We start from the raw sequence: 26,696 nt of genomic DNA on the forward strand, positions 1-26,696 counted from the left end.
ACGTCCTGGGCGAGGCGTACGGGTCGAGTCGCCCGGGTTCGGTCGTGGCGGGCCCCTGGCGCGGAACGGGGCCTCCTGTCGCGGAACGGTCGCACCGGTCGCGGCCGATCTCCCGCCCAGCACGGACACGCGGAGCGACATCCGGAGGCTCTCCGTAACCATCACACGATCGCACGACTCCCTGTCATGTCACCCACTCGAGTGCCGGGACCGGCGATTCCACCGATTCCGGGGGCGGACCGAGGCGGTAATGGTGTGACACCCCCTCACACCCCTGTGCATGTCCTCCGGAGGAAACCATGCGCATCCCCCGCGTCCTCACCACCGTCCTGCTGGCCCTCGCGACGGCGGTCGCCGTACCGGCCGCCCCCGCGTCCGCGGCCGGCGACGGCGCCGGCGAGAACTACGTGGCCCTCGGCGACTCCTACTCGTCCGGCACCGGCGCCGGAGACTACTCCGACGCGCTGTGCACCCGCAGCGGCAACGCCTATCCGGCCCGGTGGGCGCAGGTCTCCGCGCCCGCGTCCTTCACCTTCGCCGCCTGCGGCGGGGCCACGATCCCCGACGTCCTGAACAACCAGGTGCGGTACCTGAACGAGAGCACGTCACTGGTGAGCATCAGCATCGGCGGCAACGACTCCGGCTTCGCCTCGATCATGCTGACCTGCCTGCTCTCCTCGCAGGCGGTCTGCGAGGAGAGACTGGCGGAGGCCGCCCGGTACACCCGCAGCCAACTCCCCGGCGAACTGGACGCCCTGTACGCCACCATCCGCGACCGCGCGCCGAACGCCGAGGTCGTCGTCGTGGGCTACCCGTACCTCTACAAGGAGGGCGGCTTCTGCCTGAGCATGGGCGCCGGCAAGCGCGCGGCCGTCAACGACGGCTCCGACGTGCTCAACCAGGTGATCGCGGACCGCGCCGCCGCGGCCGGGTTCTCCTTCGCGGACGCCCGTCCCGCCTTCGCCGGGCACGAGATCTGCACCAGGGACCCGTGGATCAGCGGCTCCAACATCCACCCGACGGCCGAGGGCCACGAGAAGGCGTACCTGCCCGCCTTCCAGTCCGCGATCCGGTAGGACGGACGCCCCCGGCGCCGGGACGGGAGCCGGGCGGACCGACCGTGCGCCCACCCGCGCCACCCGTGCCGCGCGCGTGGCGCGGGTGGCGCGGGTGGCACGCCAGGGCCGAACGGCCCCGGGTGTCCGGCACGCGGCCGGCGGACGCGGTGCCCCCCGGCCCCGGGGCCAGGGACCTTCACCGCGCCGGACGGCGGCGTTCCGGTGGAAGGGTTCGAGTGAGCACCGACGCGGCCGAACGGGGACGGACCGGTTCCCGGAGAGGACGGCCGTCCGTTCGCCCACGCCTCTTCGTCCACCGGAGGACCCCCATGTTCGGAACCCTCGTGCTCCTGGTCGGCCCCGCACTGGGGTTCCGCCTGCTCGGCGCGCTGGGAGTCGGCCGGTTCGCCCCCTGGCGGGCCTGCGCCGCCCACGGCCTGGCGGCCATGCTCGTGGTCACCGCGGTCGCGCACTTCGCCCGGCCGGGCGCCGCGGTGCCGCTCGGCCACGACGACCTGGTGGCCATGGTGCCGCCCTTCGTGCCGTTCCCCGGCGCGGCGGTGTACGCGACCGGCGTCCTCGAACTCCTCGGCGCCGTGGGGCTCGTGCGGGCCTCGACGCGTCCGGCGGCCGGGTTCGGCCTGGCCGTGCTCCTCGTCCTCATGCTCCCGGCCAACATCCACGCCGCGGTCGGTGACGTCGTGCTCGACGGCGGCCCGGCCACACCGCTGTGGTTCAGGATCCCCGAGCAGGTGCTCTTCGTCGCCGTCGCGCTGTGGGCGGCCACGGCCCGCGACGGCGCCTCCCGCGGGGGCCCGTCGGCCGCGGCCCTCCCCGGCCCCGGCCCCGGCGGCACCGGCCCGCGGTCCGCCGCGCACGCCCCCGAACGGGTCGGGGGGTGACGCGCCGCCCGGCCCGGTCAGCCGTCCAGCGTCTCGCGCCAGACGCGTACCGCGTCCGGGGAGACGGGGGTGTCCCAGCCGCCGAGGCGGGCCGCGCCGCCGATGTGGAAGGCGGCCACGCCCGCGTCGCGCAGGGCGGGGACGTGACCGAGGTTCAGGCCGCCGCCGGCCATCAGGTGCGGGAGGTAACCGGGCTCCCCGGCCGCCGTACGGGCCGCCTCCGCGCACAGGACGGCCAGGCCCGCCGTCACGCCGTCCGCCGAGCCGGCGGTGAGGTAGGTGTCCAGGCCCGCGAGCCCGTCGAGCTGCTTGCGCAGCCCGGCGCGGTCGGCGCAGCGGTCGATGGCGCGGTGGAAGGTCCAGCGGCAGCCGGGGACGGCGTCGAGGAGGGCGCCGATCGCGGCGAGGTCGGGACGGCCGGTGTCGTCGAGGAAGCCGAGCACGAACTCCTCGGCGCCCTCGGCGCACAGGGCGCGCGCCCGCTCGCACAGCGCCTCCAGCGCCTCCGCGTCGCCGGCCGCGAAGTCGTCCGTCGCGCGCAGCATCACGCGTACGGGCAGGTCGACGGCGTCGCGTACGGCGGCGAAGGTCTCGCGGTCGGGGGTGAGGCCGCTGGCGGCCATGTCGGTGACCAGTTCGAGGCGGTCCGCCCCACCGGTCTGTGCGGCGACCGCGTCCTGGACGTCGAGGGCGATCACTTCGAGGATTGGTCTAGACATATCGCAGAGCCTGCCATAACGCCGGACACGCTGGGAAGGCGCGGCGCATCATTACCCCCATGGCCACGCCGAAGAACCGCCACCCGGCCCACGACGAGCTGCGCGAGCGCTGGACCCGGACCCTCCTCGCCGTCCGCCGGCCGGAGGCGGACCTCCCCCCGGACACCCCCTCCCCGTACGCCTACGCCGACGACCTCCTCGCCCGCTGGGCCGAGCCCCACCGCCGCTACCACACCACCGACCACCTCATCGCCGTCCTGGACCGCATCGGCCTGCTCTCCGCGCACTGCGACGGCCCGGAGGAGGTCGCCACCACCTCGCTGGCGGCCTGGTTCCACGACGCGGTCCACCTCCCGGACCGCTCCACCAACGAGGAGCGCAGCGCCCGTCTCGCCGAGCGCGCCCTCCCCGAGGCGGGCCTGACCCCCGCCCTGTCCGCCGAGGTCGCCCGGCTGGTCCGCCTCACCGCCACCCACGACCCGGCCCCCGGCGACGCGAGCGGCGAGGTGCTGTGCGACGCCGACCTCGCGGTGCTGGCCGGGTCGCCGCAGGAGTACGCGGCCTACGCCGCCGCCGTCCGCGAGGAGTACGCCTTCGTGCCCGACGACGCCTTCCGCGCCGGCCGCGCCGACGTCCTGCGCCGGCTCCTGGACCTGCCCACCCTGTTCCGCACCCACTACGGCCGGGAGCGCTGGGAGCACACCGCCCGCCGCAACCTGACGACGGAGCTGGAGCTGCTGACGGCCTCCGGCGCCGGGGAGGCGGACGAGGCCGGAGGGGTGACGAAACGGTGAGTCCGCGGCATTCGCGCCATCACCCTCACAAGGGGACGTAAGGGGCGACCGGCCGCGCCGAGGAATGACGGGGCCGCCGATGATGTTGGGCCCCTACATGCCGCATCCCGACGACGCCACCGGCGACATTCCCGGCGCCACCCCCGGTGACGCTCCCCGCGCCGCCCCCGGCGCCACCGCACCCTCCGAGCGGTCCGGGGGCTCCGAGTCCTCCGGCGCTCCGCGCCGCGCCCGGCGTCCCCGCATGCCGCTGGCCGTCTACGTCCTCGGGCTGTCCGTGTTCGCCCTGGGCACCTCGGAGTTCATGCTCGCCGGGCTGCTCCAGCCGCTCGCACGCGACATGGGGGTGTCCATCCCGCAGGCCGGGCTGCTGGTCTCCGCCTTCGCGATCGGGATGGTGATCGGCGCGCCGGTGCTGGCCGGGGCCACCCTGCGGCTGCCCCGGCGCACCACGCTCATCGCGCTGCTGGCCCTCTTCGGACTCGGGCAGGTGGCGGGGGCGCTGGCGCCGACCTACGAGGTGCTGTTCGCCTCGCGGGTGGTGAGCGCGCTGGCGTGCGCCGGGTTCTGGGCCGTGGGCGCGGCGGTGGCCGTGTCGCTGGCGCCGCCGGGCGCCAAGGCGCGGGCGATGGCCACGATGATCGGCGGGCTGAGCGTCGCCAACGTCGTGGGCGTGCCCGCCGGGGCGCTCCTCGGACAGCACGCGGGCTGGCGCGCGGCGTTCTGGGCGGTGGCCGCGCTGTCCGCCGTCGGGCTGGCGGGCGTGGTCGCGCTGGTGCCCCGCACCGAGCCGCCCACCGGCGACGACCGGCCCGTACTCCGCCGCGAACTGCGGATCTACCGCGACGGCCAGGTGTGGCTGGCGCTGGTCGTCACCGCGCTCAACGCCGCCGCCACCTTCTGCCTCTTCTCCTACCTCTCGCCCCTGCTCACCGACACGGCGGGCCTGACGGAGAGCTGGGTGCCGACCGTGCTGGCCCTGTTCGGGGTCGGCGCGCTGATCGGCTCCGTGGCCGGCGGCCGGGTCGGCGACGCGCACCTGTTCGGGGCGATGTACGCCGGCATGGCCGCCACCACCGTCGTCCTGGTGCTGCTGGCGCTCACCGCGCGCGTCCCGGCGATGGCCGTCGGGCTGGCACTGCTGCTCGGGGTGACCGCCTTCTTCACGGCCCCCGCGATCAACGCCCGGATGTTCGACGTGGCGGGCGCCGCCCCCACCCTGGCGGGCGCGACGACCACCTCGGCGTTCAACATCGGCAACACCCTCGGCCCCTGGGTCGGCGGCCTGGTGATCAACGCGGGCTGGGGCTACACGGGCGTCGCCTGGGTCAGCGCGCTGCTGGCCGCCGCGGCGGTCGGCGCGACGGTGGCCGCCGCGCGGTGGCACCGGCGCACCGCCGCCACCCGCGTGGTGGCGGGCTCGTCCGCGGAGACCGCCGACGGACCCGCACGGGTCACCGGGGCGGCGGGCTGACCCGTCCGGGCGCGACCACCCCTCACCGGAAAGCCCCGATATGCCCCTTTCGAGGCACGGCATTACCCTCGGTGGCCGGTGAACCCGCGGGCCGCCCGGGGCCCGCGTCCCCGCGTTCCGGGCGGACCGGGCGCCCGGAGGGGCACGAGCACCGGCGAGAGGACGTACGAGATGGACGTGCGCAGGAGGAACAACGTCACCGTCACCGGCCGGGAGGACGGGCCGGTGGTGGTGCTGGCGCACGGGTTCGGGTGCGACCAGAACATGTGGCGCCTGGTGGTGCCCGCCCTGGCCGGGGAGTTCCGGGTGGTGCTCTTCGACCACGTGGGCTCCGGCGACTCGGACCCCTCCGCCTGGGACGAGGAGCGCTACTCCTCGCTGGCGGGGTACGCGGAGGACGTGCTGGAGATCTGCCGCGCGCTGGACCTGCGGGACGTGACGTTCGTGGGGCACTCGGTCAGTGCCATGGCCGGAGTGCTGGCGGTGCTGCGCGAGCCGGAGCGCTTCGCCGGGCTGGTCCTGCTCACCCCCTCCCCCTCCTACCTCGACGACGGCGAGTACCGGGGCGGGTTCAGCGAGGCCGACATCGAGGAGCTGCTGGACTCGCTGGAGAGCAACTACCTGGGCTGGTCGGCGGCGATGGCGCCGGTGATCATGGGCAACCCGGACCGGCCCGAGCTGGGCGAGGAGCTGACCAACAGCTTCTGCCGCACCGATCCGCGCATGGCCCGCGTCTTCGCCCGCACCACCTTCCTGTCCGACAACCGCGAGGACCTGGCCGGGGTGAGCGTGCCGACGCTGGTGGTCGAGTGCGCGCACGACACCCTCGCCCCACGCGAGGTGGGCGCGTTCGTCCGGGACAGGATCGCCGGAAGCACCCTGGTCACCCTGGACGCCCACGGGCACTGCCCGCAGCTGAGCGCCCCCGGGCCGACGGCCGAGGCCATCGCCTCCTTCGTGAGGGCGCGGTGACCTCCCGCACGGGGTCCGGACCGGACGGGCCGGAGGCCGCGCCGGAGCCGGCCCGCGGCCCCGAGTACCCCGATTACCCGGAGTACTCGGAGGACCTGGAGGACTTGGAGGACCTGTACGAGAACGCCCCGTGCGGCCAGCTCTCCACCCTCCCGGACGGGAGGATCGTCAAGATCAACGCCACCCTCCTGAGCTGGCTCGGCTACCGCCGCGAGGAGCTGGTCGGCCGCCGGACCTTCTCCGACCTGCTCACCGTGGGCGGCAGGATCTACCACGAGACCCACTTCGCCCCGCTGCTGCGGATGCAGGGCCGGATCAACGGGATCGCCCTGGAGCTGAGGGCCGCCGACGGCAGCCGCCTCCCGGTGATGGTCTCCTCCGTGGCCGGGGGCGGCCCGGGCGGACGGCCGGCGCTGGTGCACACCTCCGTCTTCGACGCCCGGGACCGCCGCGCGTACGAGACCGAGCTGCTGCGCGCCCGCCGGGAGGCCGAGCGCGAGCGCGAACGCGTCCAGCAGCTGGCCACCACCCTCCAGCGCAGCCTGCTGCCTCCGGCCCTGCCCGAGATCCCCGGCACCGAGCTGGCCGCGCACTACCACACCGCCTCGGTGGACGAGGTCGGCGGCGACTTCTACGACCTCTTCCCGGTCTCCGGGGGCCGCTGGGGGCTGTTCCTCGGCGACGTGTCCGGCAAGGGCGCCGCGGCGGCGGCCGTGACCTCCCTGACCCGCTACTCCCTGCGCGCCGCGAGCGCCTCCGACCCCGACCCGGTCAGGGTGCTGGAGAACCTCAACACCGTCCTGGAACACGAGAACCACGGCGACGACCCGCGCTTCTGCACCGTCATCCACGGACTGCTCACCCCCGGGGAGCACGGCTGCGGCCTCACCCTGGCCAGCGGCGGGCACCCTCCCGCCCTGCTGCTGCGCGCCGACGGCACCGCCGACTACCTGCACACCCCCGGCGGCCAGCTCGTCGGCGTACTGCCGGACGCCCGCTTCGCCACCACCACGGTGCGCCTGGAGCCCGGCGACACCCTGCTGCTGTACACCGACGGACTGACCGAGGCCCACACCGGCGCTGCCGGCGGCCGCCACGGGGAGCGGTCGGGGGAGCGCTCCGGGGAACGCTTCGGGGAACGCTTCGGAGAAGAGGCCCTGTACGCCTTCGCCGCCGACCTGGCCCCGACGAGCGCCGCCGGCGCCGTCGCCGCCGTCAGCGCCCTGCTGGAGGGCTTCGGCGAGGGCGTGGACGACGACACCGCCGTCCTGGCCCTCGGCGTGCCCGCCCGGGACGCCCCGGGTGTCCCGGACGCCCCGGACGCGTTCAGGGCGCCGTGACCGCCCGGCGCGGGGGCCTGCGGCGGCGCAGGCCGGCCGCCGTCAGCCGCCGCAGCAGCTCCTTGCTCCCCACCTCGACCGCGCCCAGCCGCACCGCCCGCTCGTAGCGGTGCCCGGGCACGTCGTAGTGGTCGCGGTCGAAGGCGCGGCGCGGGCAGCCGAGGGCGGCGGCGAACGCGTGCAGCTCCTCGTAGGAGACGTCGCTGACCAGGTGCGACCACAGCATCCCGTGGCCCGGCCACTCGGGCGGGTCGATGTAGACGGTCACCGGGCGCGCCCCAGCCCTCCGACCGGCGCCACCGCCGTCGCCGTCCGGCCGCACACCCAGTGCGGATCCGGGCCCAGCTCGGGCTCGACGTCGAGGGCGTGCTCCTCCGGGCCGCCGCACACCGGGCAGCCCGGCCAGCGGCCGCGGCGGTCGAGCAGCGCGTCCTGGACGTCCTGGGCGATCAGGCCCGCGACGAAGGAGGCGCCCTCCGGCCACTGCTCGACCCACCAGCGGCGGTGGGAGACCGCGTCCTCGACCAGCGAGACGACCTCGGCCTCGGCGATGCCGCAGGCGGTGAGGTCGGCGAGGACGAGCGCCCGGCCGGCGTGGAGGGCGCGTTCGAGGCCGCGGGGGTCACGGGGATCGGGGGAACCGGAGGGAGGGGGCTGCTCTGTCATAACCCCACCATTGGAACAGACCGCGGGGGGCAGCCGGGGACGGTCGAGGTCGGTCGGGGTCGACCGGGGACGGCTGGGGTCGGCCGGGGTCGGAGGCAGCAGGGATCACCCGGGGGAACAGCCCTCCGAGCGCGGTCGCCGGAGGCGACGGGACCCTTGACGGCCTCCCGCGGTGAAAATATCTTCCGTCGTGTGAACAACAGCGTGAAGGAAAGTTTCGCAAACCCGACTCGCGACACCGCTCCGGGCCATCGTCCCGGTCCGCCGGGGCCCGCCGCCCTCGCGGCCAAGGTGCGCACCATGGCCCCCTCGATGACCCGCTCCATGCAGCGCGTCGCCGAGGCCGTCGCCGGGGATCCGGCGGGGTGTGCGCAGCTCACCGTCACCGGCCTCGCCGAGCGCACCGGCACCAGTGAGGCCACCGTCGTGCGGACCTCACGCCTGCTGGGCTACCCCGGCTACCGGGACCTGCGGCTGGCGCTGGCCGGACTCGCCGCGCAGCAGGCGTCCGGCGCCTCCCCGTCGGTCACCGCCGACATCGCCGTGGACGACCCCATCGAGGACGTCATCGCCAAACTCGCCCACGACGAGCGCCAGACCCTCGCCGACACCGCCGCCGGGCTGGACCCGGGCCAGGTCGAGGCGGCCGTGCACGCCCTGGCCGGGGCCCGCCGGATCGACGTCTACGGCGCCGGCGCCTCCGCCCTGGTCGCCCAGGACCTGGCGCAGAAGCTGCTGCGCATCGGACTGGTCGCCCACGCCCACGCCGACCCGCACCTGGCCGTCACCGGCGCCGTGCAACTGCGCGCCGGTGACGTCGCCGTGGCGATAACCCACTCCGGCCGTACGGTGGACGTGATCGAACCGCTGCGCGTCGCCTTCGACCACGGCGCCACCACCGTGGCCGTCACCGGCCGGCCGGACGGGGAGATCGCGCAGTACGCCGACCACGTGCTGACCACCTCCACGGCGCGCGAGAGCGAACTGCGGCCGGCGGCCATGTCCAGCCGGACCAGCCAGCTGCTGGTCGTGGACTGCCTGTTCATCGGTGTGGCACAGCGCACCTACGAAACCGCCGCCCCCGCGCTGTCGGCCTCCTACGAGGCGCTGGCCCACCGCCACTCCCCCCGGCAGCGCTGACCCCGGCGACCGCCGGCACCGCACCGCCCCAACCCCCCACCCCACCCGGGTGCCGGCACCGGAGGCCGGTCCCGGCACCCGGAAGAACGGAAAGAGCCGCACCTCCATGACCTCCTCTCCGACCTCTCCGACCTCCCAGACCTCTCCGACCTCCCAGACCTCCCAGACCCCTCCGACCTCCGCCGGCGGCGTCCCCGGCGGCCCGCACGGCCGGCTGCGCGCCGAACTGGACACGCTCACCACCGAGGCGTTCCGCAGCGACCTGTCCGAGATCGACCGGCTCCCCACCCTGGAGATCGCCAGGATCATGAACGGGGAGGACGCCACCGTCCCCGCCGCCGTCGCCTCCCAGCTCCCGCGCATCGCCGCCGCCATCGACGCCACCGCCGAGCGGATGGCGCGCGGCGGGCGGCTGGTCTACGCGGGGGCGGGGACGGCCGGACGGCTGGGCGTGCTGGACGCGAGCGAGTGCCCGCCCACCTTCGACACCGATCCCGCCCAGGTCGTCGGGGTGATCGCCGGCGGCCCGGAGGCGATGTTCAGCGCGGCCGAGGGCGCCGAGGACCGCGGCGACCTCGCCGCGGCCGACCTCGACGAGCTGGGGCTCGGCCCCGACGACGTGGTGGTCGGCGTCTCCGCCTCCGGGCGCACCCCGTACACCGTCGGCGCGGTCGAGCACGCGCGGCGGCTGGGCGCGCTGACGGTCGGGCTCTCCTGCAACGCCGGATCGCCGCTGGCGGCGGCGGCCGAGCACGGCATCGAGATCGTCGTGGGCCCGGAGCTGCTGACCGGATCCTCCCGGCTCAAGGCGGGGACGGCCCAGAAGCTGGTCCTCAACATGATCTCGACCATCACCATGATCCGGCTGGGCAAGACGTACGGGAACCTGATGGTCGACGTGCGCGCCTCGAACGAGAAGCTGCGGGCCCGCTCCCGCCGCATCGTGTCGCTGGCCACGGGCGCGAGCGACGAGCGGGTCGAGTCGGCGCTCGCCGCCACCGACGGCGAGGTGAAGAACGCCATCCTCACCATCCTGGGCGGGGTGGACGGCCCCACCGCCGAACACCTGCTGAGGGAGTCCGGGGGCCGTCTGCGCGCGGCGCTGGAGGCCGCGCGGGGCTGACGGCCCGCTTCCGGCGCGGGCGGCCTCCGGCACCGGAGGCGGACGGCCGCCGCGCGGCGGCCGTCCCGGGCCCGTACGCGAAGAGGCCCCCGGTCCGCGGCGGAAGGGGTGCCGCGGGCCGGGGGCCCCGGTGCGGGCCCGTGTGCCCCGCCCGGATCCGGGTCAGCGCGTCCCCGCCGCCGGGATCCCGTCCTCCCCGCCGCGTGCGGTGGGGGCGGAGGCCCCGGCGGCGGGCGCCGGGTCCCAGCACTCCACGCCGGTCAGGCCGGGGAGGCGGTCGCGGGTGAAGACGGGGTCCAGACCCGCGCGGCGCTGGGCGAGGTAGTCGTCCAGCAGCCGGAAGGCGATCACCGACAGCGGCAGGATCGCCAGCAGGTTGACCAGGGCCATGGCGCCCATGGTGACGTCGGCCAGGCTCCACACCACGCTCAGCGAGCCCAGCGCGCCGAGGAAGGCCGCGGCCAGGACGAGCCCCCGGTAACCGAGCATGACCGAGCGCCGGCGGGTGATGAACTCGATGTTGGACTCGCCGTAGTAGTAGTTGCCGATCATCGAGCTGAAGGCGAGCAGGAAGACCACCAGCGTCAGCAGGTGGCCGGCCCAGCCGCCCAGGGTCTCCTGCAGCGCGGACTGCGTGAGGTCGGCGCCCTGGCGCCCGGAGAGCTCCGGGTTGGCGGAGAGGATGACGAAGGCGGTCATCGTGCAGACCACCAGGGTGTCGAAGAAGACGCCCAGGGTCTGCACCAGGCCCTGCTTGACCGGGTGGGAGGTCTCGGCCGCGGCGGCGGCGTTCGGGGCGGAGCCCAGACCCGCCTCGTTGGAGAACATGCCGCGGCGCACGCCCTGCTGGATGGCCGCGCCGACGCCGCCGCCCACCACCTCGCGCAGGCCGAAGGCGCCGCCGACGATGTCGGCGAGGACGCGCGGCACCTCGGAGACGTTGAGCACCACGACGACCAGCCCCACCAGCAGGTAGAGCACGGCCATCACGGGGACGAGCACCTTGGTGACCGAGGCGATCCTGCGCACCCCGCCGAAGACGGCGAGCCCGAGCAGCACGGCGAGCGCGGCGCCGACGACCGGGGCGACCCAGCCGCCGTCCCCGTCCGCGCCGAGCGATCCGGCGGTGACCGAGGCGATCGTGTTGGACTGCACGGCCGTGAACACCAGCCCGAAGGTCAGGGTGATGATCACGGCGAAGAGCACGCCGAGCCAGCGGCGGCCCAGGCCGCGCTGCATGTAGTACGCGGGTCCGCCGCGGTAGGCGCCCTCGCCGCCCTTGCCGCGGTCGCGCACCTTGTAGAGCTGGGCGAGGGTGGACTCCACGAACGCGGAGGCGCCGCCGACGAGCGCCATCATCCACATCCAGAAGACCGCGCCCGGCCCTCCGACGGTGATGGCCGCCGCGACGCCGGCGATGTTGCCGGTGCCGATCCGGGCGGCGGCGGAGATGGTGAAGGCGCCGAACGGGGAGACCGGCTTGCTGCCGTCGGCCCCCGCGCGGGGCTGCTCCCTGATCGTCCTGAAGATCTCCGGCAGGAGCCGGATCTGCAGGGCCCGGGAGCGGATGGTGAAGTACAGACCCGCCACCGCCACCAGGGGGATCAGCAGGTAGGTCCAGAAGTGATCGTTGATCTCGACGATCACGGTTTCGAGCGTGCTCATCGCGTCGTTGCCGTCCAGGAGTCGTGTGGGGTGGGTTCGGCTCTGGAAACAGAGTGAAAGCGCCGCGCGAGGGGATCGCCCATGTGCGGTCCCCGGGAGGCTATCCGCTGATCCGCCCGCGGGGCAGGCCCCGGCACGGTGCCGAATCTCACATCCCGGACATAGCGGGAGGGCGGCACCCCTCGCGGGGTGCCGCCCTCGTCACCGTGCGCGTGGTCCGCGCGCGGCGGGAACCACCGATCCGCCGGGCGGATCAGAAGTCCATGCCACCGCCCATGCCGGCAGCGGCGGCGTCGGCGCCGGCGGCGGCCTTCTCCGGCTTGTCGGCGATGACGGCCTCGGTGGTGAGGAAGAGCGCCGCGATGGAGGCGGCGTTCTGCAGCGCGGAGCGGGTGACCTTGGCCGGGTCGATGATGCCCTCGGCGATCATGTCCACGTAGTCGCCGGTCGCGGCGTTCAGACCGTGGCCCGGGGTCAGGTTGCGCACCTTCTCCACGATGACGCCGCCCTCGAGGCCGGCGTTGACCGCGATCTGCTTGAGCGGGGCCTCCAGGGCGGCCTTGACGGCGGCGGCGCCGGTGGCCTCGTCGCCGTCGAGCTCCAGCTTCTCGAAGACGTTGGACGCCTGCAGCAGGGCCACGCCACCACCGGCGACGATGCCCTCCTCGACGGCGGCCTTGGCGTTGCGCACCGCGTCCTCGATGCGGTGCTTGCGCTCCTTCAGCTCGACCTCGGTGGCGGCACCGGCCTTGATGACGGCCACGCCGCCGGCCAGCTTCGCCAGACGCTCCTGGAGCTTCTCGCGGTCGTAGTCGGAGTCGGAGTTCTCGATCTCGGCGCGGATCTGGTTCACGCGGCCGTTGACCTGCTCGCTGTCACCGGCACCGTCGACGATGGTGGTCTCGTCCTTGGTGATGACGACCTTGCGGGCGCGGCCCAGCAGCTCCAGACCGGCGTTCTCCAGCTTGAGGCCGACCTCCTCGGAGATGACCTGGCCGCCGGTGAGGATGGCGATGTCGCCGAGCATGGCCTTGCGGCGGTCGCCGAAGCCCGGGGCCTTGACGGCGACGGACTTGAAGGTGCCGCGGATCTTGTTGACGACCAGGGTGGAGAGGGCCTCGCCCTCGACGTCCTCGGCGATGATCAGCAGCGGCTTGCCGGCCTGCATGACCTTCTCCAGCAGCGGGAGCAGGTCCTTGACGGCGCTGATCTTGGAGTTGGCGATCAGGATGTAGGGGTCCTCCAGGACCGCCTCCATCCGCTCCATGTCGGTGGCGAAGTAGGCGGAGATGTAGCCCTTGTCGAAGCGCATGCCCTCGGTGAGCTCGAGCTCCAGGCCGAAGGTCTGCGACTCCTCGACGGTGATGACGCCTTCCTTGCCGACCTTGTCCATCGCCTCGGCGATCAGCTCGCCGATCTGGGTGTCGGCGGCGGAGATGGAGGCGGTCGAGGCGATCTGCTCCTTGGTCTCCACCTCCTTGGCCTGCTCCAGCAGGGCGGCGGAGACGGCCTCGGTGGCCTTCTCGATGCCGCGCTTGAGGGCCATCGGGTTGGCACCGGCGGCGACGTTGCGCAGACCCTCGCGGACCAGCGCCTGGGCGAGGACGGTCGCGGTGGTCGTACCGTCACCGGCGACGTCGTCGGTCTTCTTCGCGACCTCCTTGACCAGCTCGGCGCCGATCTTCTCGTACGGGTCCTCGAGCTCGATCTCCTTGGCGATGGAGACACCATCGTTGGTGATCGTGGGGGCGCCCCACTTCTTCTCAAGGACGACGTTGCGGCCCTTGGGGCCGAGCGTGACCTTGACGGCGTCGGCGAGCTGGTTCATCCCGCGCTCGAGGCCGCGCCGCGCCTCCTCGTCGAACGCGATGATCTTGGCCATGTGAAGTGGTCCTCCCTGGGGTTCCCCATGCCGAAGGCCAGGGGCGGGTTGGGATGTGTCCGGACCGCTCTGGCGCCCGCGACGGACGGCCCACCGGCCCGGCGGTTCCTTGCTCCACCGGGCTTGCGGACCTCACCGAACCGGTCCTTGCTTTGTCACTCTCACCTTCAGAGTGCTAACGCCAATGATTAGCACTCGACCCCTCCGAGTGCAAGCGCGCCAGGGGTTCCGAGCCTCCCTCGCACCCGTACTCCGGAGTACGGGGAGGCAGGGGCGCGCGCGGGCGCACGGCGGAGGGCCCGCGCCCCCTCGACGGGGACACGGGCCCTCCTGTGCCGTCTACTGCTCGTGTGTTTCCGTGTGGTGCGTGTGTCCGGCGCTTCAGGCCGTCACGCGGACCATGTCCGCCTGCGGGCCCTTCTGGCCCTGCGAGATCTCGAACTCGACCCGCTGCCCTTCCTCAAGGGTGCGGTACCCGTCCATCTGGATCGCGCTGTAGTGGACGAACACGTCCGCACCACCGTCGACCGCGATGAAGCCGTACCCCTTCTCCGCGTTGAACCACTTGACGGTGCCTTGAGCCATTCCTAACTCCCCTATTGCTGGCCCTTGCGCGAGCCCGCGCTCCGCGGACCCGGGTCAGTTACCACCCCCCGGCGAGAGGGGGCGGTGTGCGCCGGAACGCGTCGACCGCGGCTGAATGTATCTGGGCGGAAGCCCTCCGCAACAGGTCTGTCCGACGAGAATTCCGGTCACTCCGGATTGCCGATAAGCACATGAACGGCAGGAAAGCAGGGCAACTCGGGCCGGGCATAGCGGACCAACACGACAATTGCCGCAGCAATTTTGGGCGCAAGTTGTCGCGTTCTTATGGGCGCTGAGTGCGCATACGGGGGGAGGCGTGCTCACTCTACCGCTCTTCGAAGGGCGGAATTACCAATTCCGCTCATCGCCGGGAGTGCGCGGAGCCCCTGGAGGGCGCACGCGCGGACGGCCCCGCTCCCCCGTCGGATCGGTCGGGGGAGCGGGGCCGCCGGCGTGCGGTGCGCGAGGGCGTCAGCCGCCCGCGACGGCCGGGATGATGGAGACGCCCGCGCCGTCCGGCGTCGGCGTCTGCAGGCCCTCGGCGAAGCGGACGTCGTCGTCGTTGACGTAGACGTTCACGAAGCGGCGCAGCTTGCCGGAGTCGTCCAGCACCCGGGCGGAGATGCCCTGGTGGTTCTTCTCCAGGTCCGCGATGACCTCGGCCAGCGTGGCGCCCTCGGCGGGCACCTCGGCCTGCCCGCCGGTGTAGGTGCGCAGGATGGTCGGGATTCGGACGGTGACGCTCATGCCAGGCCAGCCTCTCGGAAGGAGTCCAGGGTCGGACGGATGATCGCGGACGGTCCGGTGGTCGGCGCCACCGCGTCCAGGGTCTTGAGGCCGTCGCCGGTGTTGAGGACGACGGTGGTCAGGGAGGGGTCGAGCACACCCGCCTCGATCAGCTTCCTCGTCACGCCGACGGTCACGCCGCCCGCGGTCTCCGCGAAGATGCCCTCGGTCCGGGCCAGCAGCTTGATCGCGTCGACGATCTGCGCGTCGTTCACGTCCTCCACCGCGCCGCCGGTGCGGCGGGCGATGTCCAGCACGTACGGGCCGTCGGCCGGGTTGCCGATGGCCAGCGACTTGGCGATGGTGTCCGGCTTCACCGGCCGCACTACGTCGTGGCCGTCCTTGAAGGCCCGCGAGACCGGGGAGCAGCCCTCGGCCTGGGCGCCGAAGATCCGGTACGGCCTGTCCTCCACCAGTCCCAGCGCGATCAGCTCGCGCAGTCCCTTGTCGATCTTGGTGAGCTGCGAGCCGGAGGCGATCGGGACGACGAGCTGGTCCGGCAGCCTCCAGCCGAGCTGCTCGCAGATCTCGTACGCCAGGGTCTTGGAGCCCTCCGCGTAGTAAGGGCGGAGGTTGACGTTGACGAAGCCCCAGCCCTCGCCGATCGGGTCCCCGATCAGCTCCGAGCAGAAGCGGTTCACGTCGTCGTAGGTGCCCTCGATGCCCACCAGGTCGCCGCCGTAGACCGCGGCCATGACGACCTTGCCCTGCTCCAGGTCGTGCGGGATGAACACGCAGGAGCGCAGGCCGGCGCGGGCCGCGGCGGCGCCGACGGCGCCGGCGAGGTTGCCGGTGGAGGAGCACGAGAGGGTGGTGAAGCCGAAGGCGCGGGCGGCCTCGACGGCGATGGCGACCACCCGGTCCTTGAAGGAGTGGGTGGGGTTGCCGGAGTCGTCCTTGACGTACAGGCCGCCGGTGACGCCCAGCTCGCGGGCGAGGTTGTCGGCCCTGACCAGCTTGGTGAAGCCCGGGTTCATGTTGGGCTTGTCGGCCACGTCGGCCGGAACCGGCAGCAGCGGGGCGTAGCGCCAGATGTTGTCCGGCCCGGCGGCGATCCGCGCCCGCAGCTCCTCCGGGTCGCCCTCGGGCAGGTCGTACGCGATCTCCAGCGGGCCGAAACACGCCTCGCAGGCGAAGACCGGCCCGAGCGGGAAACGCTCGCCGCACTCGCGGCAGGAGAGCGCCGCGGCGGAGCCGAGAGAGAAGTCGGTGCTGCTTGCAACAGTCTGCACAGCCATGAGTGGCGAGGCCCTTTCTCCTCATCTTCCCCGTGGCGCCTTTCGCCGCGGGCCGGAATTGGCACCTTCCCCACCGTGGCCTCGGACTGTTGTGAACGAGTGCCGGCGGGAGGGTTGCCGGGGCTTCAACGGGCCGTTCCCTCTGCCCCTCTGGATGAGCTCTATGGCGCCGGCCAATACCCTGACCGGTGCGTTTGTGCACGCCGGAACCGCCGAGATGCGGAACTCCCACGCGTCGTCCAAGACTGTAACCGACACCTTCGGCTGTCAGGCCGACCGTCCGAACCGCGAGACGAAGGGCACACGGCCACCGCGGGCGCGGTGCCCGGGAACGTGCCCGGGAAGGGGTCCGGGAACATGCCTCCGGAACATGCCTCCCGGCAGGCATGGACGGCCGGTGACGGGCAACCACGGTCCGACCGCGGCCGGCACTGCGACCGGCACTGCGGCCGACCGCGACCGACACCGACCGACCGCGACCGACACCGAGAAACACGCCGGGAACACCCGGGTGACCCGGGTCCCGCAGAATGCCTGGGATCACCGGGACGCCGGGGACCGCCGGGGCAGCTGGGACGCTGAGGACCGCTGAGGACCGCCGAGGACCGCCGAGGACCGCCGAGGACAGGGAGGCGCACGTGCTGGATGAGGTCGACCACTGGCTGGAGCGACGCTCATGGAGCGCTGCCGACCGCCCGCTGCCCCGGCTGCTGGCCGCGAAGCGGGCGGCCGGACCGGCGGGCAGCGTGAGCGTGGTGCTTCCGGCGCTGAACGAGGAGGCGACGGTCGGCGACATCGTCGCCACGATCCGCCGCGAGCTGATGACCGAGGCGGTGCCCCTGGTCGACGAGCTGGTGGTGGTGGACTCCGGCTCGACCGACCGCACCTCCGAGGTGGCGGCGGCCGCGGGCGCGAAGGTGGTGCACCGCGACGAGGTGCTGCCCCGGATGCCCACGGTGCCGGGCAAGGGCGAGGTGCTGTGGCGGTCGCTGCTGGCCACCAGCGGCGAGATCGTCTGCTTCGTCGACGCGGACCTGCGGGACTTCGACGCCGCCTTCGTCTCGGGCATCGTCGGACCGCTGCTGACCGACCCCGACCTGGCGATGGTCAAGGCGATGTACGACCGCGCCATCGGGGACAGTCCCGCCGGCGGCGGCCGGGTCACCGAGCTGGTCGCCCGCCCCCTGCTCAACCTGTACTGGCCGCAGCTTGCGGGCTTCGTCCAGCCGCTGGGCGGCGAGTACGCGGCGCGGCGCTCCCTGCTGGAGCGGCTCAGCTTCCCCGTGGGCTACGGCGTCGAGCTGGGCCTGCTGGTGGACGCGCTGCACACCGTCGGGCTCGACGCGCTCGCGCAGGTCGACGTCGGCGTGCGCAGGCACCGCAACCAGGACGGGCTGGCGCTGGGGCGGATGGCCGCGGCGATATACCGCACCGCCCACGTACGGCAGGCGCGCGGCCCGCTCATACGCCCGGTGCTGACCCAGTTCGAGCGCGTGCCCGGCGGCGGGTTCGTCCCGCACACCCACCCGGTGGACACCGAGGAGCGCCCGCCGATGTGCACGATCCCCGAGTACACCTCCCGCCGCGACGCGGCCTGAGCACCCCCTGAACAGCCCCCTGAAATCCTCCTGAACATCCCGAGGCCCGGCGCGCGCCGGTGAGCACGCATCCGTCCCGGCGCGCGCCGTTCCACCCTGCCCGCGTCCCGGCGGGCCCCGGCAGCTCCTGACAGCTCCTGACAGCTCCTGACAGCTCCTGACAGCTTCCGACAGGTCCTGACAGCCTCCAGCAGCTCCCGCCGCCGTACCGCCCCGCCCGGCCGTTTCCGGCCCCGCCGGACCCCGTGTGACGAAAACCGCACGTTTGAGCGGTACGGACAGCGGCTAGGTTCCGCTCATGGTCACTCGGCACCAGGTTCTCGTCGCGTCCAACCGCGGTCCCGTCTCCCACACGTTCGGCGAAGGGGGCGAACTGACCGTCAAACGCGGCGGCGGCGGGCTGGTGTCCGGCCTGTCGGCCGTCAGGGGCGACGCGGTGTGGGTCTGCGCGGCGCTGGGCGACGGCGACCGCGAGGCGGTGCGGCGCACGGGCGGCGCGCTGGACCCGGCGGACACCGGAGGCCAGCAGGTCCGGATGCTCGACATCGCGCCCGACGTCTTCTCGGACGCCTACAACGGCATCGCCAACTCCGTGCTGTGGTTCGTCCACCACATGCTCTACCAGACCCCGCTGGAGCCCGTCTTCGGCGCGGACTTCGAGCGGCAGTGGCGCTCCTACGAGGCGTACAGCGCGGCGTTCGCCGACGCGCTGGCGGAGGAGGCCGCCGAGGGCGCGGCCGTCCTCGTGCAGGACTACCACCTCACCCTCGTCCCGGCCATGCTCCGCGAGCGGCGGCCGGACCTGCGCATCGGCCACTTCTCGCACACCCCCTGGGCGCCGCCGGACTACTTCCGGATGCTGCCGGACGACCCGGACGGCGGGGTGGCCGCCGAGGTGCTGCGCGGCATCCTGGGCGCCGACCGCGCCGCCTTCCTCACCCAGCGCTGGGCCAACGCGTTCACCGACTGCTGCGTGAGGCTGCTGGGCGCGGAGGTCGCCGTGACCGAGGACGGCGGCGAGATGGTCGTCACCCACGAGGGCCGCGAGACGCGGATAGGCGTCCACGGCCTGGGCGCCGACGCGGACTTCCTGCGCGAGCGCTCCCGGCGGCCGGACGTGGACGAGCGGATGGCCGCGCTGCGCGAGCAGATCGGCCTCGGCCCCGACGGCGAGCCGCGCAGGGCGATCGTGCGCGTGGACCGCACCGAGCTGTCCAAGAACATCGTCCGCGGCCTGCTCGCCTACCGGCGCCTGCTGGCGGACCACCCCGAGTGGCACGACCGCGTCGTGCACGTCGCCTTCGCCTACCCCTCCCGCCAGGACCTGGCGGTCTACCGCGACTACACCGAGGAGGTCTCCCGCGTCGCCGGCGAGATCAACGCGGAGTACGGCACGGAGGGCTGGACGCCCGTCGAGCTGCACGTGAAGGACGACTTCGCGCGGTCGCTGGCGGCGTACCGGCTGGCCGACGTGGCCCTGGTCAACCCGATCCGGGACGGCATGAACCTGGTCGCCAAGGAGGTCCCGGTGGTCTCCGACGGCGGCTGCGCGCTGGTCCTCTCCCGCGAGGCGGGCGCCTTCGCGGAGCTGGCCGAGGACGCCATCACCGTCAACCCGTACGACATCGGCGCGACGGCGGACGCCCTGCACCGGGCGCTGACGATGGACCCGGGCGAGCGCGCCGAGCGCACCAAGCGCCTGGCGGCGGCGGCCACGGCGCTGCCGCCCACGAACTGGTTCCTGGACCAGCTCGACGCGCTGCGCGGCTGACGACCGACGACTGACGGGCCCGGCCCCCCCGGGGGCCGGGCCCGTGCGGCGGGCGGGCGGCGGCGCGGTTCAGTCGGCGGCGCCCTCCAGCGCGTCCGCCAGCCCCCCGAGGAGGGCGACGACCCCGGCGGGGCCGTCCACGACCAGGTCCGCCCGTTCGGCCAGGGCGGTGACCTCCTCGCTGCCGCTGCACAGCAGCACTCCGGGGACGCCCCCGGCGCGCAGCCGGTCCACCGCGTCGTACGCGGCGAGGTCGCCCAGGTCGTCGCCGCCGTAGAGCACCGAGCCCGCGCCGGTCTCCCGGAGGAAGTCCGTCAGGGCCACGCCCTTGTCCATGCCGGGGGGCCGCAGTTCCAGGACGAAGCGGCCGGGCTCGACGGCCAGGCCGTGCCGGGCGGCCAGTTCCGCCAGCGGCTCGCGCAGCGCCTCGAACGCCCCCGCCGGGTCGTCGGCGCGGCGGGTGTGGACGGCCAGGGCCCGTCCCTTGTCCTCGATCGCCGTGCCGCGCGGGGCGCCCGTCTTCTCCAGCAGGCCGGGCAGTTCGGTGCGCACGGCCTCCACGCCGGGGTGGGGCGGCGGGGTGCGCGTCTCGCCCGTGGCGGCGTCCCAGCGCTCCGCGCCGTACGCGCCGAGCACCACCAGGTGCTCCAGGCCCGGCGCCCCGGCGAAGCCGCCGTAGCGCGCCGCGGTCTCGGCCGGGCGCCCGGTGACGATGACGACGGACCGCAGCAGCGGCGCCAGCCGGGCGAGGACGGGCACCGCGTCGGGGTGGGCGCGGGCCCGGTCGGGGTCGGGGACGATCGGGGCGATCGTCCCGTCGAAGTCGAGGGCGACCACGGCCCGCCCGGGGTCGGCCAGCAGTGCGGCCAGGCCGTCGCGTCCGGCGGGGGTGGTCGGTGCGGGGAGTTGCTCCGGAAGGGGGTGTGAGGAGTGGCTGCCCATGCCTGGGACCCTACCCGCCGGCGGGCTCCCCACCGCGTCCCGCCACCGCCCCGCCACCGCCCTACCGGCGCCCTACCGCCGCCCGCGCCGCTCGTCCCGGCGGCGGCGGAGCCGGTTGACCGTGACCGGGTCGCGGGCGAGGGCGCGCGGGTCGTCGAGCAGCGCGTTGAGCACCTGGTAGTAGCGGGTGGGGGACATGCCCAGGCGCTCGCGTATCACGCGCTCCTTGGCGCCGGGGCTGGACCAGCCGCGCCGCTCCACGGCGAGCACGGCCTCGTCCTCCTCGGACAGGCCGCCGGTGCCGTTGCCGCCCTGCGGCTGCTCGCTCCCGGTGCTCACACCTCCAACCTACTGCCGCGCTCGGACACCGCATCCCGGCGGCCGAATGGTCTGCACCACATCGCGTATCGCTTCGACAACGGTGCTTCACTCCCCAGGTCGGGACTGCTATCCACGTGCTTGTACCCGCTGGTCGGGGTCCCCTGCCGACCGCACGCCGCCCCGCTTCGAGGAGCCCCGCATGGCCGCCGCAGAGCAGTCCCGTACCGCCGCCGAGATCGCCACCCAGCCCGGCTGCTGGCGGCGCGCGGCCGAGGCGGCGGGGTCCGCCGAGGCGCTGCCGCTCCCGGGCGAGCGGGTGGCGGTGACGGGCTGCGGCACCTCGTGGTTCATGGCCCAGTCCTACGCGGCGCTGCGCGAGGCCGCCGGGCAGGGCGAGACGGACGCGTTCGCGGCGTCGGAGTTCCCGGTGGGGCGCGCGTACGACCGCGTGGTGGCGATCACCCGCTCCGGCACCACCTCCGAGGTGCTCGGGCTGCTGGCCCGCCTGGCGGGCCGCGTGCCGACCACCGCCCTGACCGCCGACCCCGCCACACCGGTGATGGAGGCCGCCGACCGCGTCGCCGTCCTGGACTGGGCCGACGAGGAGTCGGTCGTCCAGACCCGCTTCGCCACGACGGCGCTGGCGCTGCTGCGCGCGGGCCTGGAGCGGCACGGCGCGCTGCCGGCCGGGGTGAAGCCCGTCGAGCAGGCGGCGGTCGACGCGGAGCTGGCCGTGGTCCAGCCGCTGCCGGAGGCCGCGCTGGCCGCCGAGCAGTGGACGTTCCTGGGCCGCGGCTGGACGTACGGCCTGGCCCTGGAGGCGGCCCTGAAGATGCGCGAGGCGGCCGGCGCGTGGACGGAGGCGTACCCGGCGATGGAGTACCGCCACGGCCCCATCGCCGTCACCGGCCCCGGACGCGTCGCCTGGCTGCTGGGTTCCCTGCCGGAGGGCCTGTCCGGCGACATCGCCCGGGTGGGCGGGACGCTGCTGGCGGACTCCGACTGCCCGGGCACGGGCGAGCGGGCGCTGGACCCGATGGCCGACCTGATCCGCGCCCAGCGCCTGGCCGTCGCCGTGGCGGAGGCCGCCGGCGCGGACCCGGACCGGCCGCGCAACCTCACCCGCAGCGTGATCCTGGGCTGACCCGCCCCGGCGCCCCGCCGGGTGCGTGAGGGGCCGGGCACCGCTCGGTGCGGCGGGCGGCCCCTGTCCGCGTCCCCGTCCGCGTCCCCGTCCGAGCCCGTGTCCGTGCCCCCGTACGCGCCCCCGGGTGCGCCGGGGGCGCGCCGGCTCGCGATGCGCCCCGCAGGTGGCCGCGGCGGCCGTGCGGACGGATCCCGCCCGCGGCAGGAGGGCGGGCACGGGCACGGGGGCGGCGGAGTGGACTAGACCTTTCGCGGACGACAGGCGAAACTGTCCCCCGTGACTCCTCCGCATGACGAAACCGCGTACGCCGTCGCCCTCGACGTGGGCGGCACCGGTATGAAGGCCGCCCTGGTCGGGGCCGACCGCACGCTGCTGCACGAGGCACGGCGGCCCACCGGGCGGGCCGGCGGGCCGGACGCCGTGGTGGAGAACGTGCTCGCGTTCGCCGCCGAGCTGCGGGAGACCGGGATCGCGCGGTACGGCGCGGAGCCCGTCGCCGCGGGGGTCGCCGTGCCCGGGATCATCGACGACGCGACGGGGACCGCCGTCTACTCCGCCAACCTCGGCTGGCGGGACCTGCCCCTGCGCGACCTGCTCGCCAAGCGGCTCGGCGGGGTGCCCGTCGCCCTCGGGCACGACGTGCGCACCGGCGGGCTCGCCGAGGGGCGGATCGGGGCGGGGGCGGGCGTGGACCGCTTCCTGTTCGTGCCGCTGGGCACCGGCATCGCCGGGGCCATCGGCATCGACGGCCGGGTGGAGCCGGGCGCGCACGGCAGCGCGGGCGAGATCGGCCACATCACCGTACGGCCCGGCGGGCCGGAGTGCGGCTGCGGACGGCGCGGCTGCCTGGAGCTGTTCGCCTCCGCGGCCGCCGTGGGCCGGGCCTGGGCCGAGGCGTGCGGCGACCCGGAGGCGACGGCGGCCGACGCCGCCCGGGCCGTGGAGTCCGGCGATCCGCGGGCCGCCGCCGTCTGGCACGACGCGCTCGACGCCCTCGCCGAGGGCCTGGTCACCGCGCTGACCCTGCTGGATCCGCGGGTGCTGATCGTCGGCGGCGGGCTGGCGGAGGCGGGCGAGACGCTCTTCGCGCCGCTGCGCGAGGCCGTACGCGCCAAGGTCACCTTCCAGCACGTCCCCACGATCGTTCCGGCGGCCCTGGGGGACGCCGCCGGGTGCCTGGGCGCGGGGCTCCTCGCCTGGGACCTACTCTCCGCGGAGGTTGCGAGCCGATGACGGCCAAGACGTCGACCACGTCGACAGCACAGCCCACACAACCCACACACCGCACAGGGCGCGCACGGCGCACGGTGCTGACCGGTGCCAGGGTGGTGCGGCCGGACGGCGTGGCCGAGGACGGGCGGGTGACGGTGGACGGCTCGCTGATCGCCGCCGACGTCCCCGGCGAGGCGGGCACGCTCGACCTGGCCGGCCACTGGATCGTGCCCGGCTTCGTGGACATGCACGTGCACGGCGGCGGCGGGGCGTCCTTCTCCGCCGGCTCGGCCGAGGAGGCGCTGAGGGCGATCGCCACCCACCGCGCGCACGGCACCACGACGATGGCCGCCTCCACGGTCACCGGCGCCCTGGACGACCTCGCCCGGCAGGCCGCCGTCCTGTCGGAGCTGGTGGAGCAGGGCGATCTGGCGGGCATCCACTTCGAGGGGCCGTTCATCGCCCGCAACCGCTGCGGCGCCCACGACCCCGACCTGCTGCGCGACCCCGACCCGGCCGACGTGCGCAAGCTGGTGGAGGCGGCGCGCGGCGCGGCGCGGATGGTGACGCTCGCGCCGGAGCTGCCCGGCGGCCTGGACTCGGTGCGGATGCTGGCCGACAGCGGCGTGATCGCGGCCGTCGGCCACACCGACGCCACGTACGAGGCGACGCTGAAGGCGGTCGAGGCGGGCGCGACGGTCGCCACGCACCTGTTCAACGCGATGCCCACCCTGCTGCACCGCACCCCCGGCCCGGTGGCGGCGCTGCTGGAGGACGAGCGGGTCACCGTCGAGCTGATCAACGACGGCGTCCACCTGCACCCCGCCGTCCTGGAGCTGGCCTTCGCCCGCGCCGGCGCCGGCCGGGTCGCCTTCGTCACCGACGCCATGGGCGCGGCCGGGATGGGCGACGGCGTCTACCCGCTCGGCCCGCTCCAGGTGCGCGTCACCGACGGGGTCGCCCGGCTGGTGGAGGGCGGCTCGATCGCGGGCTCCACGCTCACCCTGGACGAGGCGCTGCGGCGCGCGGTGACGGTGGACGGCCTGCGCGTCGAGGACGCGGTGCGGGCCCTGACGCTCACCCCGGCGCGGCTGCTGGGGGTCGCCGACCGGGTGGGGACGATCGAGCCCGGCAAGGACGCCGACCTGGTGGTGCTCGACGACGGCTACCGGGTCACGGGCGTCATGCGCCGGGGCGAGTGGGTGGTCGCCCCCCGGGTCCCGGACACCGCAGGGGCCGCCGGGGTTGTACGGAGCGGCGCGACGGGCTGATTGCGTTCCGGTCTCGTTCCCACATCGAGCGGGGGCGGTTGCCCCCGACCCCTGGGCCGACCGCCTCCGTTTTGGCATGATCACTCGCGCGGTCGGCGTCCCTTCGTCACCGTGGATGTGCCGAACGTTCACAATCGCCGGTGGGAGGAGGAGACCCGGATGATCCTGACCGTCACGCTCAACGCGGCCCTGGACATCACCTACCGCGTTCCCCGTCTGGAGCCCCGCGCCTCCCACCGTGTCCGGGAGGTCGCCGAGCGTCCGGGCGGCAAGGGCCTGAACGTGGCCCGGGTGCTGGCCGCGCTGGGCCACGAGACGCTGGTGACCGGCTTCACGGGCGGTCCGACCGGCGACCGGCTGCGGTCGCTGCTGGCGGAGGTGACGGAGGAGGGCCCGGTCGGGGACGCGTTCGTGGCCGTCGGCGGGGACACCCGCCGCACCGTCGCGGTCGTGGACGAGGCCGCCGGCGACGCCACCGTGCTCAACGAGCCCGGCCCGCAGGTCACCCCCGCCGAGTGGGAGCGCTTCCTGGACGTCTACGGCGGGCTGCTGCACGACGCCACCGCCGTCGCGCTGTGCGGCAGCCTCCCGCCCGGCGTGCCCGTCGGCGCGTACGGGACGCTGGTGCGCGCCGCGCGCGCGGCGGGCGTGCCCGTGCTGCTGGACACCGGCGGGGAGCCGCTGCGGCGCGGCCTCGCCGCCCGGCCCGACGTGGTCAAGCCCAACTCCCACGAACTGGCCGGGATAACGGGCTCCACCGAGCCGCTGCACGCCGCGCGGCTGGCGCAGCGGCGCGGGGCGCACTCCGTCGTCGCCTCGCTGGGCGCGGACGGGCTGCTGGCGCTCACCCCGGAGGGCGCCTGGCGCGTCGAGCCGCCCCGGCGGCTGACGGGCAATCCGACGGGCGCGGGCGACTCGGTGGTGGCCGCGCTGCTGTCCGGGCTCGTCGAGGGGCTGCCCTGGCCGGACCGGCTGGTCCGCGCCGCCGCCCTGTCGGCGGCGACCGTACCGGCTGCGGCGGCGGGTGAGTTCGACCGGGCGCTGTACGAGGAGCTGCTGCCCGGGGTGCGGGTCGACCGGCAGACGGCGGCTGCCTGACGGTACGGCGGGAAGGCCGGACGGCGGGGGACGGCGGCAGGGCGGCGGGAAGGCTGGACGGCGGGGGACGGCGGCGAACACGAAAGCGGGGTAGGCATGCCACTGGTCGGCACCGGAGAACTCGTGACGGACGCGCGCGCGTCCGGTCGCGGCGTCGCGGCGTTCAACGTCATCACCCTGGAGCACGCCGAGGCGATCGCCGCCGGGGCGGAGGCCGCCGGCATGCCCGCGATCCTCCAGGTCTCCGAGAACGCGGTGCGCTTCCACGGCGGCCGGCTCGCCCCCGTCGCCGCCGCGGCGGCGGCCGTGGCGCGGGCCTCCGGCGTACCGATGTCGCTGCACCTGGACCACGTGGAGAGCGTCGAACTGCTGCGCGCGGCGCCCGGGTCGGGGTTCAGCTCGGTGATGTTCGACGCCTCGAAGCTGTCCTACGCCGACAACGTGGCCGCCACGGCGGAGGCCGTGCGCTTCGGCCACGGGCACGGGATGTGGGTGGAGGCCGAGCTGGGCCGGGTCGGCGGCAAGCCCGGCGACCCGGAGCCGGAGGGCGGGCGCGGCACGCTCGACGCGCACGCCCCCGGGGTGCGGACCGACCCGGCCGAGGCCGCGGCGTACGCGGCCGCCACCGGCGTGGACGCCCTCGCCGTCGCGGTCGGCAGCTCCCACGCGATGACCGAGCGGACCGCCGCCCTCGACCACGGCCTCATCGCCGAGCTGCGCGGCGCCGTCCCCGTGCCGCTGGTGCTGCACGGCTCCTCCGGGGTGCCGGACGGGGAGTTGCGGCGGGCGGTCGCGGCCGGCATGACCAAGATCAACGTGGGGACGGCGCTGAACACCGCCTTCACCGGCGCCGTCCGCGCCTTCCTGGCCGGGGACACGCGGACCGTCGACCCCCGCAGATACCTGCTCCCGGCGCGCGAGGCGATGGCGGAGACGGTGGCGGCCTTCCTGAAGGTGATCGGCGGCTGACGCGCCGCCGGTCACACCGCCGA

Annotated in this window: 25 protein-coding genes and 1 riboswitch; of the genes, 15 read left to right on the forward strand and 10 right to left on the reverse strand. The window is 74.6% G+C overall.

Annotated features, from left to right (window positions below; all coding sequences use genetic code 11):
• Positions 1–299 precede the first annotated feature (299 nt).
• Both QC029_RS18605 and QC029_RS18610 read left to right on the forward strand, forming a co-directional pair.
• Positions 300–1,076, forward strand: coding sequence for an SGNH/GDSL hydrolase family protein (locus tag QC029_RS18605; RefSeq protein ID WP_279556824.1), 777 nt, complete (start codon positions 300–302; stop codon positions 1,074–1,076).
• Positions 1,077–1,387: 311 nt separating this feature from the next.
• The gene (locus QC029_RS18610) at positions 1,388–1,960 is read left to right on the forward strand and encodes a hypothetical protein (protein ID WP_279556825.1); all 573 of its coding nucleotides are present in this window, start codon (positions 1,388–1,390) and stop codon (positions 1,958–1,960) included.
• 17 nt (positions 1,961–1,977) lie between these two features.
• On the opposite strand, the gene QC029_RS18615 is transcribed toward QC029_RS18610, so the two are convergent.
• Complete coding sequence (locus tag QC029_RS18615) at positions 1,978–2,679, reverse strand: copper homeostasis protein CutC (protein ID WP_279556826.1); 702 nt, start codon at positions 2,677–2,679, stop codon at positions 1,978–1,980.
• A gap of 59 nt (positions 2,680–2,738) precedes the next feature.
• On the opposite strand from QC029_RS18615, the gene QC029_RS18620 reads away from it, so the two are divergent.
• The 4 genes from QC029_RS18620 (at position 2,739) to QC029_RS18635 (ending at position 7,259) form a co-directional block, all read left to right on the forward strand.
• Positions 2,739–3,473: a hypothetical protein gene (locus tag QC029_RS18620; protein WP_279556827.1), complete on the forward strand. Its 735-nt coding sequence runs from the start codon at positions 2,739–2,741 to the stop codon at positions 3,471–3,473.
• 244 nt (positions 3,474–3,717) lie between these two features.
• On the forward strand, positions 3,718–4,947 hold the full coding sequence (locus QC029_RS18625) for a Cmx/CmrA family chloramphenicol efflux MFS transporter (protein WP_279556850.1): 1,230 nt from the start codon (positions 3,718–3,720) through the stop codon (positions 4,945–4,947).
• Positions 4,948–5,118: 171 nt separating this feature from the next.
• A complete protein-coding gene (locus QC029_RS18630; protein ID WP_279556828.1) occupies positions 5,119–5,919 on the forward strand; it encodes an alpha/beta fold hydrolase in 801 nt (266 codons plus the stop codon).
• Entirely contained in the window at positions 5,916–7,259 is a 1,344-nt protein-coding gene (locus QC029_RS18635) for a SpoIIE family protein phosphatase (RefSeq protein ID WP_279556829.1), read from the forward strand. Before QC029_RS18630 ends, QC029_RS18635 begins: the two co-directional genes overlap by 4 nt.
• Here the strand turns inward: QC029_RS18635 and QC029_RS18640 are convergent.
• Both QC029_RS18640 and QC029_RS18645 read right to left on the reverse strand, forming a co-directional pair.
• Positions 7,246–7,527 carry a DUF4031 domain-containing protein gene (locus QC029_RS18640; RefSeq protein ID WP_279556830.1) on the reverse strand — a complete coding sequence of 94 codons (282 nt, stop codon included), beginning with the start codon at positions 7,525–7,527 and terminating at the stop codon, positions 7,246–7,248. The two genes, QC029_RS18635 and QC029_RS18640, sit on opposite strands and share 14 nt — an antisense overlap.
• Positions 7,524–7,925, reverse strand: coding sequence for a hypothetical protein (locus QC029_RS18645; RefSeq protein ID WP_279556831.1), 402 nt, complete (start codon positions 7,923–7,925; stop codon positions 7,524–7,526). Before QC029_RS18645 ends, QC029_RS18640 begins: the two co-directional genes overlap by 4 nt.
• Positions 7,926–8,129: 204 nt before the next feature.
• Between QC029_RS18645 and QC029_RS18650 the strand changes: the two genes are divergently transcribed.
• Both QC029_RS18650 and murQ read left to right on the forward strand, forming a co-directional pair.
• Positions 8,130–9,065: a MurR/RpiR family transcriptional regulator gene (locus QC029_RS18650; protein WP_279556851.1), complete on the forward strand. Its 936-nt coding sequence runs from the start codon at positions 8,130–8,132 to the stop codon at positions 9,063–9,065.
• 106 nt (positions 9,066–9,171) lie between these two features.
• Entirely contained in the window at positions 9,172–10,188 is a 1,017-nt protein-coding gene (murQ, locus tag QC029_RS18655) for an N-acetylmuramic acid 6-phosphate etherase (protein ID WP_279556832.1), read from the forward strand.
• Between the two features lie 162 nt (positions 10,189–10,350).
• Here the strand turns inward: murQ and QC029_RS18660 are convergent, their stop codons facing one another.
• The 5 genes from QC029_RS18660 to thrC all read right to left on the reverse strand — a co-directional run bounded on the left by QC029_RS18660 (position 10,351) and on the right by thrC (position 16,344).
• A complete protein-coding gene (locus tag QC029_RS18660) occupies positions 10,351–11,853 on the reverse strand; it encodes a sodium:alanine symporter family protein (protein ID WP_279556833.1) in 1,503 nt (500 codons plus the stop codon).
• 253 nt (positions 11,854–12,106) lie between these two features.
• Positions 12,107–13,735 (reverse strand): chaperonin GroEL, encoded by a 1,629-nt coding sequence (gene groL / locus QC029_RS18665; protein ID WP_279556834.1) that lies wholly within the window; start codon positions 13,733–13,735, stop codon positions 12,107–12,109.
• 381 nt (positions 13,736–14,116) lie between these two features.
• Complete coding sequence (locus tag QC029_RS18670; protein WP_004986573.1) at positions 14,117–14,320, reverse strand: cold-shock protein; 204 nt, start codon at positions 14,318–14,320, stop codon at positions 14,117–14,119.
• A 471-nt stretch (positions 14,321–14,791) separates the two neighbouring features.
• Positions 14,792–15,067 (reverse strand): MoaD/ThiS family protein, encoded by a 276-nt coding sequence (locus QC029_RS18675; RefSeq protein ID WP_279556835.1) that lies wholly within the window; start codon positions 15,065–15,067, stop codon positions 14,792–14,794.
• Positions 15,064–16,344, reverse strand: a complete 1,281-nt coding sequence (gene thrC / locus QC029_RS18680) for a threonine synthase (protein WP_279556836.1) — start codon at positions 16,342–16,344, stop codon at positions 15,064–15,066. The genes QC029_RS18675 and thrC overlap by 4 nt, the downstream gene beginning before the upstream one ends.
• Before the next feature lie 18 nt (positions 16,345–16,362).
• Positions 16,363–16,505, reverse strand: a riboswitch (SAM riboswitch).
• A 477-nt stretch (positions 16,506–16,982) separates the two neighbouring features.
• On the opposite strand from thrC, the gene QC029_RS18685 reads away from it, so the two are divergent.
• Positions 16,983–17,942, forward strand: a complete 960-nt coding sequence (locus QC029_RS18685) for a glucosyl-3-phosphoglycerate synthase (protein ID WP_279556837.1) — start codon at positions 16,983–16,985, stop codon at positions 17,940–17,942.
• A gap of 298 nt (positions 17,943–18,240) precedes the next feature.
• Complete coding sequence (locus QC029_RS18690) at positions 18,241–19,713, forward strand: trehalose-6-phosphate synthase (RefSeq protein WP_279556838.1); 1,473 nt, start codon at positions 18,241–18,243, stop codon at positions 19,711–19,713.
• A gap of 69 nt (positions 19,714–19,782) precedes the next feature.
• Here the strand turns inward: QC029_RS18690 and otsB are convergent, their stop codons facing one another.
• On the reverse strand, positions 19,783–20,655 hold the full coding sequence (gene otsB, locus QC029_RS18695) for a trehalose-phosphatase (RefSeq protein ID WP_279556839.1): 873 nt from the start codon (positions 20,653–20,655) through the stop codon (positions 19,783–19,785).
• Positions 20,656–20,727: 72 nt separating this feature from the next.
• Positions 20,728–20,994, reverse strand: a complete 267-nt coding sequence (locus QC029_RS18700; protein WP_279556840.1) for a DUF3263 domain-containing protein — start codon at positions 20,992–20,994, stop codon at positions 20,728–20,730.
• 181 nt (positions 20,995–21,175) lie between these two features.
• On the opposite strand from QC029_RS18700, the gene QC029_RS18705 reads away from it, so the two are divergent.
• The 5 genes from QC029_RS18705 (at position 21,176) to QC029_RS18725 (ending at position 26,673) form a co-directional block, all read left to right on the forward strand.
• Positions 21,176–22,120 (forward strand): SIS domain-containing protein, encoded by a 945-nt coding sequence (locus QC029_RS18705; protein ID WP_279556841.1) that lies wholly within the window; start codon positions 21,176–21,178, stop codon positions 22,118–22,120.
• Between the two features lie 279 nt (positions 22,121–22,399).
• Positions 22,400–23,356 (forward strand): ROK family protein, encoded by a 957-nt coding sequence (locus QC029_RS18710; RefSeq protein WP_279556842.1) that lies wholly within the window; start codon positions 22,400–22,402, stop codon positions 23,354–23,356.
• A 74-nt stretch (positions 23,357–23,430) separates the two neighbouring features.
• Positions 23,431–24,606, forward strand: a complete 1,176-nt coding sequence (gene nagA / locus QC029_RS18715) for an N-acetylglucosamine-6-phosphate deacetylase (RefSeq protein WP_279556843.1) — start codon at positions 23,431–23,433, stop codon at positions 24,604–24,606.
• Positions 24,607–24,765: 159 nt separating this feature from the next.
• Positions 24,766–25,704 carry a 1-phosphofructokinase family hexose kinase gene (locus QC029_RS18720; protein ID WP_279556844.1) on the forward strand — a complete coding sequence of 313 codons (939 nt, stop codon included), beginning with the start codon at positions 24,766–24,768 and terminating at the stop codon, positions 25,702–25,704.
• 96 nt (positions 25,705–25,800) lie between these two features.
• Positions 25,801–26,673 carry a class II fructose-bisphosphate aldolase gene (locus QC029_RS18725; protein WP_279556845.1) on the forward strand — a complete coding sequence of 291 codons (873 nt, stop codon included), beginning with the start codon at positions 25,801–25,803 and terminating at the stop codon, positions 26,671–26,673.
• Positions 26,674–26,696: the final 23 nt, after the last annotated feature.

Origin of the sequence: Streptomyces sp. DH37 (assembly GCF_029813835.1) — a bacterium.
Classification (GTDB): Bacteria; Actinomycetota; Actinomycetes; order Streptomycetales; family Streptomycetaceae; genus Streptomyces.